The organism is Flagellimonas algarum (assembly GCF_040513375.1).
Taxonomy (GTDB): domain Bacteria; phylum Bacteroidota; class Bacteroidia; order Flavobacteriales; family Flavobacteriaceae; genus Flagellimonas_B; species Flagellimonas_B algarum.
In genome coordinates, this window is the sequence record NZ_JBEVTG010000002.1 from 346,848 (window position 1) to 362,084 (window position 15,237).

At 50.4% G+C, this 15,237-nt stretch carries 20 protein-coding genes; 6 read left to right on the plus strand and 14 right to left on the minus strand.

What is annotated here, in order from left to right; translation table 11 throughout:
• Nucleotides 1-8 precede the first annotated feature (8 nt).
• Both ABV409_RS08780 and ABV409_RS08785 read left to right on the plus strand, forming a co-directional pair.
• On the plus strand, nt 9-683 hold the full coding sequence (locus ABV409_RS08780) for a hypothetical protein (protein WP_353877209.1): 675 nt from the start codon (nt 9-11) through the stop codon (nt 681-683).
• 241 nt (nt 684-924) lie between these two features.
• Nucleotides 925-1,851 carry a hypothetical protein gene (locus ABV409_RS08785; RefSeq protein WP_353877210.1) on the plus strand — a complete coding sequence of 309 codons (927 nt, stop codon included), beginning with the start codon at nt 925-927 and terminating at the stop codon, nt 1,849-1,851.
• Between the two features lie 492 nt (nt 1,852-2,343).
• Here ABV409_RS08785 and ABV409_RS08790 read toward each other — a convergent pair whose 3' ends face one another.
• Entirely contained in the window at nt 2,344-2,667 is a 324-nt protein-coding gene (locus ABV409_RS08790; protein WP_353877211.1) for a hypothetical protein, read from the minus strand.
• A 176-nt stretch (nt 2,668-2,843) separates the two neighbouring features.
• On the opposite strand from ABV409_RS08790, the gene ABV409_RS08795 reads away from it, so the two are divergent.
• A complete protein-coding gene (locus tag ABV409_RS08795; protein WP_353877212.1) occupies nt 2,844-3,143 on the plus strand; it encodes an HPF/RaiA family ribosome-associated protein in 300 nt (99 codons plus the stop codon).
• Nucleotides 3,144-3,172: 29 nt separating this feature from the next.
• On the plus strand, nt 3,173-3,694 hold the full coding sequence (locus ABV409_RS08800) for a YceI family protein (protein WP_353877213.1): 522 nt from the start codon (nt 3,173-3,175) through the stop codon (nt 3,692-3,694).
• Here the strand turns inward: ABV409_RS08800 and ABV409_RS08805 are convergent.
• From ABV409_RS08805 to ABV409_RS08865, 13 genes are all read right to left on the minus strand, one after another.
• A complete protein-coding gene (locus ABV409_RS08805; RefSeq protein ID WP_353877214.1) occupies nt 3,672-4,037 on the minus strand; it encodes a hypothetical protein in 366 nt (121 codons plus the stop codon). The two genes, ABV409_RS08800 and ABV409_RS08805, sit on opposite strands and share 23 nt — an antisense overlap.
• Nucleotides 4,038-4,132: 95 nt before the next feature.
• On the minus strand, nt 4,133-4,558 hold the full coding sequence (locus ABV409_RS08810) for a hypothetical protein (protein WP_353877215.1): 426 nt from the start codon (nt 4,556-4,558) through the stop codon (nt 4,133-4,135).
• Nucleotides 4,555-4,788 carry a hypothetical protein gene (locus ABV409_RS08815; RefSeq protein WP_353877216.1) on the minus strand — a complete coding sequence of 78 codons (234 nt, stop codon included), beginning with the start codon at nt 4,786-4,788 and terminating at the stop codon, nt 4,555-4,557. The genes ABV409_RS08810 and ABV409_RS08815 overlap by 4 nt, the downstream gene beginning before the upstream one ends.
• Entirely contained in the window at nt 4,785-5,036 is a 252-nt protein-coding gene (locus ABV409_RS08820) for an acyl carrier protein (protein ID WP_353877217.1), read from the minus strand. The genes ABV409_RS08815 and ABV409_RS08820 overlap by 4 nt, the downstream gene beginning before the upstream one ends.
• Entirely contained in the window at nt 5,029-6,312 is a 1,284-nt protein-coding gene (locus ABV409_RS08825) for a beta-ketoacyl-[acyl-carrier-protein] synthase family protein (RefSeq protein WP_425590006.1), read from the minus strand. The genes ABV409_RS08820 and ABV409_RS08825 overlap by 8 nt, the downstream gene beginning before the upstream one ends.
• Nucleotides 6,302-6,754, minus strand: a complete 453-nt coding sequence (locus tag ABV409_RS08830) for a 3-hydroxyacyl-ACP dehydratase FabZ family protein (protein ID WP_353877219.1) — start codon at nt 6,752-6,754, stop codon at nt 6,302-6,304. The genes ABV409_RS08825 and ABV409_RS08830 overlap by 11 nt, the downstream gene beginning before the upstream one ends.
• Nucleotides 6,751-7,536 carry an SDR family oxidoreductase gene (locus ABV409_RS08835; protein WP_353877220.1) on the minus strand — a complete coding sequence of 262 codons (786 nt, stop codon included), beginning with the start codon at nt 7,534-7,536 and terminating at the stop codon, nt 6,751-6,753. The genes ABV409_RS08830 and ABV409_RS08835 overlap by 4 nt, the downstream gene beginning before the upstream one ends.
• Nucleotides 7,530-8,585 (minus strand): type III polyketide synthase, encoded by a 1,056-nt coding sequence (locus tag ABV409_RS08840; protein ID WP_353877221.1) that lies wholly within the window; start codon nt 8,583-8,585, stop codon nt 7,530-7,532. The genes ABV409_RS08835 and ABV409_RS08840 overlap by 7 nt, the downstream gene beginning before the upstream one ends.
• Nucleotides 8,586-8,590: 5 nt before the next feature.
• Nucleotides 8,591-9,298: a methyltransferase domain-containing protein gene (locus ABV409_RS08845; RefSeq protein WP_353877222.1), complete on the minus strand. Its 708-nt coding sequence runs from the start codon at nt 9,296-9,298 to the stop codon at nt 8,591-8,593.
• Nucleotides 9,298-10,422, minus strand: coding sequence for an NAD(P)/FAD-dependent oxidoreductase (locus tag ABV409_RS08850; protein WP_353877223.1), 1,125 nt, complete (start codon nt 10,420-10,422; stop codon nt 9,298-9,300). Before ABV409_RS08850 ends, ABV409_RS08845 begins: the two co-directional genes overlap by 1 nt.
• A gap of 70 nt (nt 10,423-10,492) precedes the next feature.
• Nucleotides 10,493-11,185, minus strand: a complete 693-nt coding sequence (locus ABV409_RS08855; protein ID WP_353877224.1) for a YiaD family glycine zipper/OmpA-like lipoprotein — start codon at nt 11,183-11,185, stop codon at nt 10,493-10,495.
• 1 nt (nt 11,186) lies between these two features.
• A complete protein-coding gene (locus ABV409_RS08860; protein WP_353877225.1) occupies nt 11,187-11,669 on the minus strand; it encodes a lipocalin-like domain-containing protein in 483 nt (160 codons plus the stop codon).
• Between the two features lie 83 nt (nt 11,670-11,752).
• Nucleotides 11,753-13,729 (minus strand): alpha-ketoacid dehydrogenase subunit alpha/beta, encoded by a 1,977-nt coding sequence (locus tag ABV409_RS08865; protein WP_353877226.1) that lies wholly within the window; start codon nt 13,727-13,729, stop codon nt 11,753-11,755.
• Nucleotides 13,730-13,842: 113 nt separating this feature from the next.
• Between ABV409_RS08865 and ABV409_RS08870 the strand changes: the two genes are divergently transcribed.
• A complete protein-coding gene (locus ABV409_RS08870) occupies nt 13,843-14,793 on the plus strand; it encodes an isopenicillin N synthase family dioxygenase (protein WP_353877227.1) in 951 nt (316 codons plus the stop codon).
• Between the two features lies 1 nt (nt 14,794).
• Complete coding sequence (locus tag ABV409_RS08875) at nt 14,795-15,235, plus strand: hypothetical protein (RefSeq protein ID WP_353877228.1); 441 nt, start codon at nt 14,795-14,797, stop codon at nt 15,233-15,235.
• The last annotated feature ends 2 nt before the right edge of the window (nt 15,236-15,237 follow it).

Sequence of the window (15,237 nt, forward strand, 5' to 3'; positions counted from 1 at the left end):
AATCTCAAATGGCTATTCAGAAACTACCTGTAAAGAAACTTGTTGAATTTAGAAGATTGTCTAAATCGCAAAAAACGACTTTTACTAACAGATTAAAAGTTGCTAAAAAATCCGTTTCAGATGGGGGAGGAAATTATTGGGTAAGGAGTATAAGTGCAATTAGTGGCGCTTTTAGAGAAAATGACAAATCACATATCACGGATAAAATAGATGAGGTTTCGGCTCTTTATAACCTAAACAAGACACCCCAAGTTAAGAACATGTATAGGAGGAATATCGAAATACTTGAAAAATATATTGACTTCGATTTTTCCCATTGGATGCCATCACCGAATTTGACTTTTTTATCAAAACCAAAGTCAGTTTTAGACATGAATGGTTTACCCATTCAGATTTTACCACAACACATATTTTCTTATGGAGCAAAGAATAATAAATGTATTGGTGGAATCTGGCTTGTTGTTTGGCAGGAAGGATTCAAGCCAAGTGATTTAGGTATTTACTCGGAAGCTTTATATAGATTTTTATCATCTTATTACTCTGAAGATTATATAGTTAATCCCTCTGCCTGTATGACTATTGATATTGCAAATATTCAAGTAGTGGGTTATGATAAAATTTTAAGTGGTGACATTCCCTCTACAATTGATGAAACCATGAAATCTCTAAAAGAGTACTTATAATTTAAGCGATTAAGAATTCGGGGCAGGAAGAAAATGCGGGCCTGCGTTGGGGTGAATTTGTGGCTTGGCACAAAGAGCCATTGCCCTGGGCTTTGTGTTAGGGTGTGAAACGCCCAAATAGCGTAGCTATTAAGACACAAAGGGAGCGTGGGAGCATATTTTCTTCTTGATTTTTTGTTTCTTTTTTATCAAGAAAAAAGAAAGTCCAAAACCAAAACTTATTTAATTTAATCATAGAATAATGGCAGTTCATAAAGAGCATGGTCTTTTAGTATTTGTAGATGTTAGTCCTTCAGAACAAATCGTGGTTAAGGGGGAAGTCAACTTTTCATTTGAAAATGATCACAAATGGTCAATGGTTGGAGTGGTAGTTGACGAGGATGAAGGAGTTAAAGGTTTAAAACAATATAAATCTGGAACCTGGAAAAAAAAGTTGGAGCATGCGGAGAACTTAGTAAAAGCAATCGATAAAAAGGAAATTAATATTTATGCGTCTGGTTTTATTTCGACTCAACTAACGTTAATGCATCTCGTAAGAGATGTTTTTAATCAAGCGAATAAAAGTTTGGGTGGTAAATGGTTAGACAACTTTACCAAATATAACTGGTCAGATTTCGATTATCCAAGAAGTCTTATGTTTGGTATTTGTGGTTATACTTCAATGCTTTCTTTTATAGGTTTACGAGTTGCTATTTGGTTAAACCGTATGGGAGTAAAAAAAGCAACCTTTCTTTTAGACAGATTACCAACCAATTCAGCGAAAGCATTGGAATTTTCTGAAGCATTGACCAAAAATTCTGGAACAAATACTAACTGGAAAGAGAATTCAAAAATCGCTAATGGAGGTAGTTTTACATTTGCAAATCTTAAAAGCTATAAGGATTCCAAAGGAAAAAAAAGGTCTGGCGAAGATCATCCCAATTTCATAATTGCAGATTGGCTTGCGGTATCAATGAGAGCAAATTGTATGCCTAAATCCTTTATAGACGGACAAGGAAACCCAAGACCTACGGAAGAAATAAACAAGATTGCTATAATATGGCAAAAGCTAAAAAAACTAGGTAGGGCAGTGGAAAGAAATTTAGATGACCCTAAACTTAAAGACTATATCGAGAAAAGAAAAAAGATTGGTCAAATAGTGCAAGCTTTAAAAAAACATGTTGAATAATTTTCACTACAACATCGTGCTATTTGACATAATATTGGAAGTTCCTGCAAAAAAATAGGTTCGGAGGAGGAAGTTAGCAAGTGCTTAGAAATTTATGCTTCAGCAAAATTTTAAGCTTTTGCGGTAAGCTGACGAAAAGTTCCTGAAATTTTTCTTCTCCAAGTTTCCAATTAAACACAATAGCTTCAATAAAAACGAAAAGCTGAGCTTTTAATGGCGCTGGCCAAGTGGCTAAGACATGCGAAACGTGGATGAATATCGAGTTAATAATTATAGCCTACGAATGAACCTAACAAGCAAATTACGTGTTGGTTTCCTTTGACATAAAATCGGTGCCGTTATGTGCTTAGCAGCACAGAACTGATTTTATGTGCAAATAGCCAAGCTATACGGAAATCGAACTATTTTGTTTGCCCCATAATTTATATTATGTAAAATACCAAATTTTAAAACCTCCACCCGCCAGCGTTCTTTCTCCTACAAGATTTCTGATTACACCCCCTGATTGTTCAACAAATACGACGCCATGGCCTTTTCAATAGCCGCAAAGCGGTCGAATAAGTCATCGACCTCCGTAGTAGCTTGGTCCAAAACCGACGTATCGGTTACATGCAAACGGTCGAACAACTGCATTTGCTGGGCCGCTAGTTCGTTCACATCGAACTTCAAATCCCGAAACACCAGAAAACCCTCGTAATCCTTGGGTTCGTAACGGTAACTGTTCAGATTTTTAGCCATCCGCAGCACGCATTGGTGGTTGCGTTCCAATCGGATCAAAAGGTGTTCTAACGCTTCTTTGCTGCTGGTCTGGGTCATGGCCTGTTTTGTTTAAGGTATATTCTCCCTATAAATTACGTAATTTCTGATAAAAATAAACATGACAACCGTCATCTTTTAGAACTTTAACAGGGTTTAATTTTGTCTTAGCATTCCGTTAACCTAAAGAATACAGCGGGTTTCGATCCTAAAATCACTCTTAAAACCCTGAACCGATGCACACGATCTTCGAATACCAAGGCACCCCCTCCAGCGAAAGCCTGGAGCAGCTGATCTTAAACAAAATGGAACGGCTAAAGGCCAAATACGATGGTATCATCCGCGCCTTTGTCTTCCTGCAATACCGGCCCGACCATCCGAAAGCCGGAAAGATCTGCAAGATCCGCCTAAGCCTACCGGGTCCCCTCCTCTTCGCCGAGGCGAATACGGATAGCTTCGACACCTCTTATCACGAGGTCATCCACGAATTGGACGCCCAATTGCGCAAACGGAAAGAAAAGTTGAAAGACTTGTAAGAATCCGCGGGAATGCCGACCTTTTGGGTATGTCAAGCCGTACGTTTTTTTGGGTCGCTTCCCTCCTGCTGTTTTCTTGGATCACCCAGGCGCAGGATGTCGTTTTGAAGGACGCCCAAATCCGCTTTGAATACGTTTCCAAAGGCACCAAAGGCACGTTGGGGGATTTTCAATCGACCTCCAAAATCGATCTGGAACGGCCCGAAGCCTCGGTATTCGCCGGTTCGGTGGCCACCGAAACCCTCGATACCAATAACGGCTTGAGGAACTGGTCGCTCAAAAGCCGGAAATACTTTCATGCCAAGGGATATCCGCGCATATCCTTTCGAAGTACCGAAGTCAAGGCCGATGGAAACCAATGGGTCGTCGACGGTCTTTTGACCATCAAAGGCATTGAAAAACCGCTGCAATTCACCTTCACCCGTTCGGGCGACCGCCTATTGGGTAAGGCGGAGCTCTACAGTTCCGATTTTGATATCAACATCAAGAAGAAACGGGAAGACAATCGCGTGACCATCGCCCTGGAGTTTACTTTTGGGCCGAAGCCGTAGGCATACCGGTCTCCTCTAGCGCTTTCATTCGCTGTACGAATTTCGCCAAGCGCTTCGAAAAGGGATTTTCGGCCATATCGCGACGTAAAGCCGTACGTTGCCGATCCGAAATGCTGGCCGTATCGATCATAAAGGCCAACTGCTGTTTGCGGCGGCGTACCGCCGCCTGTTTGGCTTCACGGGCCGCTTTGTCGGGCAGTAAACGGTCTTCGAATTGGTAGACCAAGGTCTGCTCGGCCACCTCTTTTTTCGATTGGAGTTCGACTTCAGACCGGGTGGTATATTGGCCCATAGCCGCCGTGCCGGCCCATAGCAAGGCCACCACTAGGGGGAATCTTTTCATAGTGTTCGTATTCTCGTAGGGCACAAGGTACTACCCCATCCCAAGTTTCCTAAAGATTCAGGGCGAACGACCGATTTTTGGGTTGAAGGTACCCCCTAGCGACGAAAAAGGGCGGCGTGCAATTTCCCCACACCCCAATTCCCCAATGGAAAATACAGGGCGAAGAACAGGGCCATGCCCAGGCTGAAGTTTTGTGGACTGAAGAACTGATCCAAGAGGTTATCCGGATAGGCATAGGACGTCCGCAAGGCATACCCCCCGAATTCCAACAAGCCCATGGCCACCAGGCCGTAGGCGTACTGCTGGTGAAACGGCAAACCCCGCAACACTAGCGATATGGGCACCATATAGAGGATATAGCAGCTGATCACCTGCCACCAATAGGTAAATTTGGCGATCTGCAGTTCGATGCCCACTTGGTTCATGGCCATCCCCCATACGAAATAGACGATGACATAGGTCAGCAGTAGCGAACGCTCGACCTGCAGGCGTGGTTTGGCCCACGCGATAAATGCTTTCATAGTTGTTCCCGTTTTCCTTGGATCACCCCTGCCCTGATCAGCAAGACGACGCCCGCAACGGTCAAACAGAGCGATCCGGTGCCGCCGAGTACCCAAAGATGGGTTTCGGCCCCATCATGCTTTAAAAAGCCACTTTCGATCATGCCACAAAGCCCACTGCCCAAGAGCAGTGCCCCCATAGTGCCGAACAGCCACCATTGCTTGCGCAGCCGCTGTTTCTCGCTACTCACGAGGCCAGTTTTTTGTCGATGATGCCCAAGGCATCGGCCACTGTCTGCATGCCGTCCATATCCTCGTTCTCCAAGATGATGTCAAAGGCATCTTCCACATCGAGGACGATATCGACCAGATTGGCGGAGTTGATGTTCAATTCGGTGGTAAAATTGCTCTCCTTAGTGATCTGGGAGGCAGCGACATCATCGGGCAAATAGGCCTCCACGATGCCCAGCAGCTTGCTGTACTTTTCTTCTTCACTCATTTTTTTCGATATAGCGCTTAAAAATAACACAGCTATTGACATCTCCAAAACCAAAACTGGCTTTTGCCACGATATCAAGGGACATGGCCGTGGTTTTTTGGGGGATGCAGGTCGCAGCCACCTGGTTGACGATATCAGGATGCAGATCGGCACAGTTCAGGGATCCGAACAGCCGTTGGCGGTGGACTTGCAAGACCGCCCCCACGCTTTCGATACTGCCGGCAGCCGCCAAACAATGCCCCACATGCCCTTTAAAGGAATTGATATGGGGGAAATCGGCCCCTTGCCGCTCCAAAGCGGCGGCCCAGTTCGCGATTTCGACGGGATCCTTGGAGGTGGCCGTCAAATGGCCGTTGATGGCATCGATTTCCTTCGGATGCACTTCGGCATGCTTTAGGGCTTTTCGGATACAGGCTTGTACGGCCTGGCTGTTCGGGGCCGTCATACTGCCTCCTTGGCGTTGCCCACCGCTATTCACCGCCCCACCCAGCACTTCGGCATAGATGCGGGCCCCACGCGCTTTTGCACTGGCGTAGGATTCCAAGACCAAGGCCCCTGCCCCACTTCCGGGCACAAAGCCCGAGGCCGTGGCGCTCATCGGCCGGCTGGCGGACTCCGGGCAGTCGTTGTACTTTCGGGGCAAGATGCGCATGGCATCAAAACCGCCCCAGATATAAGGTCCGCTATCGCTGCAGCTGCCGACCAGCATGCGGGTCGCCTTGCCGGCTTTGATATGGTCATAGCCCATCAACAGCGCCTCCGTACCCGTGCTGCAGGCGGAAGAATTCGAGCTCACCCAGTTGCCGGCACCGATCTTGCCACCCAAATAGGCGCTGATGCCGCTGGCCATGGTTTGGGCCACAGCGGTACTGCCCAAGCGTTTGACGTTTCCGGCATCCACCTGATAGATGGCTTCCCGAAGCTTGTCGATGCCCAAGAGTCCCGTCCCAAAGACCACCCCGGTCTCTTCATCGGGTCGTTCCTGGGTTTCCCGGGAGTTTCCGGCATCCCACCAGGCATCCATCCCGGCGATCATCCCGTAAATCAGGCCATTGGCAGCCAGTCCCTTCAACTCCACTTTAGTGAAGTAGTAATTTAAGTTAATATATTCAAGTATCGGTTTGCCAGCGATTTGACATGAAAATTGAAGTTCTTCCAGTTCCGACAGAAAGCGAATACCACTCTGCCCCTGTTCCAAGGCCGCAGCAAAGGCTTCGAGCCCCACCCCGTTAGGAGCACAGACCCCCATGCCGGTGATGACCACCCTATTCATGATCCGATTTTTGGGTGAGCATGCCAGAAATGGTGCCGCGACAGACAAGGGTGTTGCTGGAATCGTACATTTTGACCCGGCATTTCAGTTTTTGGAAGCGGAAATAAACCTTTTCCGAGACCACCCGCACTTTTTCACCGGGAAAGACCGGTTTCAGGAACTCCATTTCGGTACTCGACAGACCGACCATCGCCTCGGCATCCAGTCCGGAATCCCGCAATAAGTGGATGCCCAAACAGACCAGACCGATCTGCGCACAGCATTCGGTCAACAACACCCCCGGTGTGACCTTAACTTCTTTAAAATGTCCATTATAGAAGTCCGCATCTGCAGTAAAGGTGTAATATCCTTCCACCCCCGTATCGTCGATGCGATTCAGACCGTCCACGAACAAAAATGGGGCTTGATACGGCAGTTGGGCCAGGATGGATTGGTGTGGCTTCATAACAAACTTTCCCCTCCATCGGCTTTGATCACGGTGCCCGTGATCCATTTCGCTTCATCCAAGGTCATGAGGTAGACCACATTGGCCACGTCCTCGGGTGTGGTCAAGCGTTTATTGGGATTGCGTTTTAGGGCGTTTTCTTTCAATTGCTCGTGACCGGGAATGCGCCGGAAAGAGGGCGTATCGGTCACTCCCGCCTGGATGCAGTTGACTTTGATACCCAAAGGGGCGAACTCCAGGGCCATATTGCGCATCAGGGCTTCCAAGGCCGCTTTGGCGGCGGATACCGCAGCGTATGTCGGCCAGGCACGGCTGTTCCCTTCGCTGGTAAAGGCGAGCAACCGGGCATCATCACCCAACAGACCGGCATCCACGAGGGCCTTGGCCCAATCGTAAAAGGAGTGTGCCATGGCGTTCAGGGTCAGCTGCAGATCGGCATGCCCCAAGCGATCTTCCTTCGGCCCCCAAAGCGGTTTTAAATTGCCTTTGGCGATGCTGTGTACGACCACATGGATGGTCTGCTCCCCCAATAAGGTTCGAAACCTCGCCACCAGCTCCTGCTGCTTGTCCAAGGCCGTGGCATCCACGTTAAAATGCTCGCAAGGCACCCCCAAAGCGCGAATATCATCGATTTCACCCTCAATTCTTGGTAGTTCCGTACGGCGATCACGATGCACCATCAAGATACCGTAGCCATGGGTGGCCAATTTTTTAATGGTAGCCAGTCCCAGTCCGCTGCTTCCGCCCAATACCAGGGCCCATCGTTGCACTTCGCCTACCATCGCAACAAAATCCGTTGGGCCGAGAAACCGGGGCCGAAACTGAGCATCACGCCCTGTTCGCCAGCCGGTATGGCCTGGTTTAAAAATTCCTCCAATACATAGAGCACCGTCACGCTACTCATGTTGCCGTATTCTTGCAGCACCCTGCGGGTTTCATCGATCTGTTTCCCCAGTCCCCCGAACAGTTGTTCTACGGTCTGCACGATCTTTTTGCCCCCGGGATGGAAGATCAGGTGGTCGACTTCAGTGATGTCGGTACCATGGGCCTCCAAAAAGGGATGGATGATAGCCGGAAAATGTTCGGCGATCACCTCGGGCACGGAAGGATCCAGGATCATTTTAAGGCCCGTATCGGTCAAATCGAAGCCCATCATATGGTTAGACTCCGGAAAGTGGTACATCCCCTCTCCTACGAGCTCTGGACCGGTCGCATCGGCCTCTGAAGAGACCAAAACACAGCTGGCCCCATCACCGAACAGGGCGGCACTGACCATATTGGCCATCGAAAAATCGTTGAGTTGGAAGGTGGCCGTGGGACTCTCCACCGCGATCAAGGCCAAGCGTTTGCCCGGATTGTCGCGTAAGAAGCGGGCCGCATAGATCAAGCCGGAAATGCCGGCCGCACACCCCATTTCGGTCACCGGTAAGCGCACTATGTCTTGACGCAACCCTAAAGCATTGACCAAATAGGCGTCCAAAGAAGGGATCATGATCCCGGTACAACTAACAGTCAAGATATAATCCAGGCTGTCCGGCGCCCAATCGGCCGCCAGCAAGGCCTTTTGCAGCACTTCGGTGCCCATGGACACGGCCGCTTCGGCATACTGGCGGTTTTTGGCCTCGAAGGAGGTGGCCGTAAAGACGTCTTCGATATCCATGATGCCGTAGCGCTTGTCGACCCCGGCCCCTTCAAAAATCTTGATCACCTTACGGCGAAAACGTTCGTCTTGGTTTTGCAACCAGCTCTGGACAAAGGGCAGGATCTGCTCGGTCGTCCGCGTGTAGGGCGGCAGGACTTTACTGGCTTGTATGATGCGTGGGTTGGCCATGCGTGTTATCGGGATTTGGGTGAAAAGATCCAACGGTAGCGGAAGGCCCATTTCCATTCGATCCGGTGTTCACAATCGGGCAGTCGGGCCGCGAAATCCTCCAATTCCGCCTGTCGAAACCCCTTGCTGATCGAGATCAGTCCATCGTCTTTGGCGATCTCGGTCCGGATAAAGACCAGACTGAAGAGTTGGAACAGCCGATAGGCCCAAGTACTGCGTTGCAGGTCATTGATGACCACCCCCACCCGCGCCATGTCGGCGAACTGTCGGGTAAAAGCGTGGATGGCTTCCTCTTCGAAATGGTGCATGGTCAACGTACAGAGGACGATATCGCAATATTGACCGCCTTTTAAGGCCATGATGTCCGTTTTTTCATAGCGGATCTGCGGGTAGGCCGTAGAGGCTTCCCGAGCGATGTCCAACACCTCGTCGCGCAGGTCGATGCCGACCAACTCACAAGTAACTTCTTGTTTATCAAGGGCTTTAGAGAGACTGCGAAGCATTTGTCCGTCACCGCAGCCCATATCATAAATCGTATACGATTTTTTCGGATGCTTTTTGAGGAGTTCGAGCACGCCTTTGATGGTAATGGCGTTGCCACCGAGCAATCGGTTGCAGCGATTGATGTCCTTATAGGCTTTTTGGTAAGATTCCTTGTCCAAACAAGGGTCGTCCATATGTTCCAAGACGGTGCTTCGTAGGCTAAAGTCCATTACACTAAGATAGGACTTCCATGGGTTTGCCGGATCATGGTCTGGACGAATTTTTTTGAACGGGCGACGGAATGCAAGGCCAGATGGGCTGAAAACGGATGCAACAACAGCCGTTGCAGTCCCCTACCCATACGAAGGCGTCGGCTAAAATGCTGCTGCCAAAGCTGGGTGTAGTCCTTTTCCATGGTTGTACGATCCGTGATGCCCTCTAGAAAACCCGTACAGCATTCTGCGGCCAGTTTCGCGCTGTGGATCGCCATGGCCATGCCGTTACCGCAAAGCGGATGGATGAGGCCGGCACTATCACCCACCATCAACAGATGCCCTTCGACCGGCTTTTTGGGGGCAAAGGAAATCTGGGCAATACTCAACGGACTTTCGAAAACGGGGGTGGCAGCTTCGAAAAAACGCTTCAAATGGGGCTGTTTCCGCAAATGCTCCTTTTCGAACCGCTGGTGGTCCCCAAAGCGTTGAAAACTGGCATAGGTCGCCAAATAGCAGAAATTGACCTGGCCGGTCTCCGTCTTCGACAAGCCCCCATACCCGCCTTTGAAGCTGTGGAGGGCCACTAGGTCTTCAGGGAAGTCCGGATGTTCGTAATGGCATTTCACCCCCAACCATGGGGATTTGACGCGGAGGAAGTCCCGGTCCAGTTTTTTATCCAAGAGCGAGCGTTTCCCGAAAGCCCCCAAGGCCAAGCTGGCTTGGATTTCCAAACCTCCAGTGCTTCCAATGGTGAAGGATTCGGCTTCAAAATCGACTCGGTTTACGGTTTCGAAACGCACGGTAACACCAAGGGCGATCGCCCGTTGGTACAAGAGGTGGTCGAAATGGTAGCGGCTTATGCCGAAGCCCCCCAAAGGCAAATCGACTTCCAAGCCTTTCCCGCCGGGAGTACTCAGTTGCAGGCGTTCAATGGCCACGGCGCCTTCGGCTTGTACATCGACCCCAAGATGGTTGAGATAGGCCAACACTTCGTTGGACACATATTCCCCACAGACCTTGTGGTGCGGATAGGCATGCTTTTCGAACAACACGACCCTATAGGATTGGCGCGCCAGATGGATGGCGGCCGTCAAGCCGGCCAATCCCCCACCTAAAATCGCGATGTCGAAGCGTTCCACGCCTTGAAAATAGTGTAGAAATAAAAAATCCCGATCGAAATCGGGATTTTTCTGTGGGGTTTACGAAACTTTAGTTCTTGGTTTCCTGCATGGCCTCTTCCTTCAAGGCGTCGCTGGCAACGATGGCCAATTCGACCCGACGGTTCTTAGCCTTGCCCTCGGCCGTTTCGTTCGTGGCCCGGGGCTGGCTCTCTCCATACCATTTGGTGGTAAAGCGCAGCGGACTGATGCCTTGAGCGACCAAAAATCGGGTCACCGATTCGGCCCGTTGTTGTGAAAGCTTCCAGTTGTAGTCATCCGATCCGGCACTATCGGTATGCCCTTCGACCAAGATGTTTGACTTGGGGTATTCCTTGAAAATACCGGCCAATTTGTTCAGGGTCTCGGCCGAGGACCCCTTGACATCCGACTTGTTGGTGTCGAAAAACACCCCGGCATCTTGGGTAAAAGTCACGTTGATCCCTTCCCCTACCCGTTGTACCTCGGCTCCGGGGATCTCTTCTTCGATACGTTCGGCCTGACGGTCCATTCGGCTGCCGATATACCCACCTGCGGCCCCGCCGACGACAGCACCTATGATGGCCCCAAGGGCGGTATTGCCCTTGCCGACATTGTTACCGATCACCCCGCCGATCACGGCCCCTCCGGCAGCGCCTATGGCCCCGCCTTTTTGGGCGTTGTTCGCATTCTGTATGGTCTTACACCCTACCAAAAGGCTCAAAACGAGCAGGTAGGATACACTTTGTTTTGCAATTCGTTTCATATTATTTTTTTGAGAATTCATAGACTATGGTCACGGTTTCCCCATCGACATTGGCGTTGGATCGTAAGACCATTTGCGATTCGGTCAGGTTCGAAATGTTCAAGCGATACCCCTGACCGGTGATATCCTTGTTGTTCTCATCGATGAACTTGAACTGCAGCTGACTGGAGTAGTTCTGGGTCGGTTCGACCACCGACCATCTGAAGTAGCGGTCACCGCCTTGACAAAGCGACCCCCCGGTAATGGTATACCGGCCGGTGCTGTTGTTGTCGCGAAAGAACCATTCACTGTCTTCGAAACAGATGTCTTTGGCATCGCCGAACAGCAGGGCTTGAAAACTGCCTGAATTGTTCTCATAGCGAATGTTGTCCAGATTCCAGGTACCACTAAAGAGGTTGCGTTGGGTCCGTGCCGACTTCGAGACCGTGCAGGAAGCACAGCATAACAGCAAGACGATACCCATAAGTGAGGTTTGTTTTAGCATATCCTAATGATTTAGCGTTTGTGGATATACGAGTAAAACAACCCCTAGCGACGTCTAGGAATCCAAAAAAATCCGTCCTTCACTCAATAGGCCAGCAAGGCCCCCATAGCGGTTTCCAAGCGTTGCTTGGGTAAGAAGTTCGCTTCCAAGGCTTTGGCGAAAGGAACCGGGGTTTCGAGGCTGCCCACGCGAACGACGGGGGCATCCAAATATTCAAAACAGCGTTCGCCGACCAGGGCTGCGATATCATTGGCCAAGCCCCCGAAGAGGGTGTCTTCGTGCAAGACCAGCAATCGGCCCGTCTTTTTGACCGAATCGAAGATGGCGGTTTCGTCCAAGGGTTGCAGGGTACGCAGATCCAGCAGTTCCACATCCCATTCCGGATGCTTTTCCAACAGCTCCAAGGCCCAATGACAGCCGGCGCCGTAGGTGACCAAGGTCGCTGCCGTGCCTTGTTGGAGCACGTTCGCCTTCCCGAAAGGCAGGGTGTAATATTCCTCGGGCACGTCGCCGTACACGCTGCGGTACAAGCCCTTGTGTTCAAAGAACATCACCGGGTTGGGGTCGTTGATCGCGGTGGCCAACAGCCCTTTGGCATCGGCCGGAAAGGCCGGATAGACCACTTTGAGTCCCGGGGTCTTGGTAAACCATGCCTCGTTCGTTTGCGAATGGAAGGGTCCGGCACCGACGCCCCCACCACAGGGCATGCGCACCACCACATCGGCCTGCTGTCCCCAGCGGTAATGGACTTTCGCTAAATAATTCACGATAGGATTGAAGCCCGAACTGACGAAATCGGCAAATTGCATTTCGACCACGGCCTTCATCCCATTGATGGAGAGCCCCATGGCCGCCGAAACGATCACCGATTCGCAAATCGGGGTATTCCGCACCCGGCTGCGGCCAAAATCTTTGACAAAGCCTTCCGTGATCTTGAAAACCCCGCCGTAATCGGCCACATCCTGGCCCATGATGATCAAGTCGTTATGGGTTTCCATGGATTGGTACAGCCCTTTCGAAATGGCATCCACGAATCGAATATTGGATGTTTTCTCTGAAGGATTATGTTCTTGATATACAAACTCTTTGTACACCGAACCTAATTCGTTACTTTCATTGTATTCGACAGCCGATTCCGAGAAGGCCAAATCGAGATTTGTGGTGATTTCAGCGCTAAATTCCGCTTTAAAGCCTTCGATATCGGCTTCGGTCAACACCCCTTCTTTCAGCAAGTGTTTTTCATAATTGGCAATGGGATCTTTCTTCTCCCATTTCTTCATCAGCTTTTCAGGCACGTACTTGGTGCCACTGGCCTCCTCATGGCCCCGCATGCGAAAGGTCTTGAACTCGACCAAGACGGGTCGCGGTCGTTTGCGGATCGATTTACAGAGTTCGTTCACCTTGGCGTAGACCTCCAAAATGTTATTTCCGTCGATAATGCGGCATTCCATGCCATAGCCTTTGGCCCGATCGGCCAAGTGCTTGCAGTTGTATTGTTCACTGGTCGGTGTCGATAACCCATAGCCGTTGTTTTCGATGCAGAACAGTACGGGCAGGTTCCAAACAGAGGCCACGTTCAGCGCTTCGTGGAAATCCCCCTCACTGGTCGCCCCTTCGCCAGTGAAGACCGCCGTACAGCGCTTCTTGCGGCGTAACATGTCGGCCAAGGCAATGCCGTCGGCCACGCCCAATTGGGGCCCCAGATGCGAGATCATGCCCACGATGCGGTGTTCTTGGGTACCGAAATGGAAACTGCGATCGCGGCCGTTGGTAAAACCGCTTGCCTTACCCTGCCATTGGGCAAACAGCCGGTTCAAGGGTACGTTTCGAGAGGTAAAGACCCCCAGGTTGCGGTGCATGGGCAGGATGTACTCCTCCGCTTTCAAGGCCGAGGTCACCCCGACCGAGATGGCCTCTTGTCCGATACCACTGAACCACTTTGAAATTTTGCCCTGGCGTAGCAAAATGAGCATTTTCTCTTCGATCATCCGGGGTTTCAACATGCCCCGGTACAGGTCGATCAGCGTTTGCGGGTCGAGTCCCCCACTATGGTATCGCATAGGTCTATTTTTCAACAGGGATAAAAGTAGTAAAAATGTAGGGGGATGGACCTACTTTTTATTTTCGGTTCTTTCAGATTGCTTACCTTTGATAGTCCGTAAAAACAACCGTTATGAGTGCCATACCCAGCGTAGACCTTAGGGATTTCGTCTCTGGTGATCCCGCCAGAAAACAACGATTCGTCGAACAGATCGGGGCCGCTTTCGAAGACATCGGCTTCGTCGCCCTGAGCGGACATTTTCTTTCGGATGCCTTGGTGGAGGACCTCTATGGGGAAATCAAGAAGTTCTTCGCCCTCCCACAGCCTACCAAAGACAGTTACGAGATCGAGGGCATCGGCGGGCAACGCGGCTATACTTCTTTTGGCAAGGAACACGCCAAAGGCCGCAAGGAAGGCGATTTGAAGGAATTTTGGCATTTCGGCCAGTATGTGGAAGACAATGCAAAGCTGGAAGAAGAATACCCCGACAATGTAACGGTCCATGAATTGCCGGAATTCAATGCGGTGGGCAAGGAAACCTACCAAATGCTCGAAAAGACCGCCCAATACGTGCTGCGCGCCTTGGCCCTGCACCTCGATTTGGAAGAAACCTATTTCGACGGATTCATCAAGAACGGTAATTCCATCCTCCGTCCGATCCATTATCCGCCCATCACCAGTGAACCCAAGAACGCGGTGCGTGCCGCCGCCCATGGCGATATCAACCTGATAACCTTGTTGATGGGGGCCCATGGCAAAGGTTTGCAGGTACAGAACCACGAGGGGGAATGGGTCGATGCCATCGCCCAACCCGATCAATTGATGATCAATGTGGGCGATATGCTATCCCGCTTGACGAACAACAAACTAAAATCCACCATCCATCAGGTGGTCAATCCACCTCGCGAACTATGGGGCACCTCGCGCTACTCCATCCCCTTCTTCATGCATCCCATCAGTGAAATGCCCTTGGACTGTCTGGAGAATTGTGTCGACCAGGCCCATCCGAAGCAATTCGAAGACATCACCGCCGGGGGCTATCTCAACGAACGCCTTATCGAATTGGGCCTGATCAAAAAATAAGATGACCGTCAAGGCGACCATCATCAGGGGCTATGGGGCCGCTTCAGGAAAGAAAGGCGATACCCGCTATCCAGAAGGCACCTTAAAACAACAAGCCCCCTTGTTCAAAGCTCGGGGTATCGACTTGGAGGCCTATTTCATGGGGACCTTGAACCTGGATATTTCCCCTTTGCAATACGCAATCGGCACGCCCAAGCATTTTGTTGAAGGTTTGGACTGGACGCCGCATATTCCGCCCGAAAACTTTTATTTCTTCGACATCACCTTGCATTATGGGGAGGACGACTATGAGGGATTGGTGTACCTGCCCGACCCCGAGACCAAGGTCGAACACCAACATCAGCGCAGCACGCTCGAAGTCTTGCTGCCGAAGATCGACGCCCTTGTATATGACACCGAAGTCAGCCTGACCGTAGACCCAAAACAACTCAAACTACACTGAAC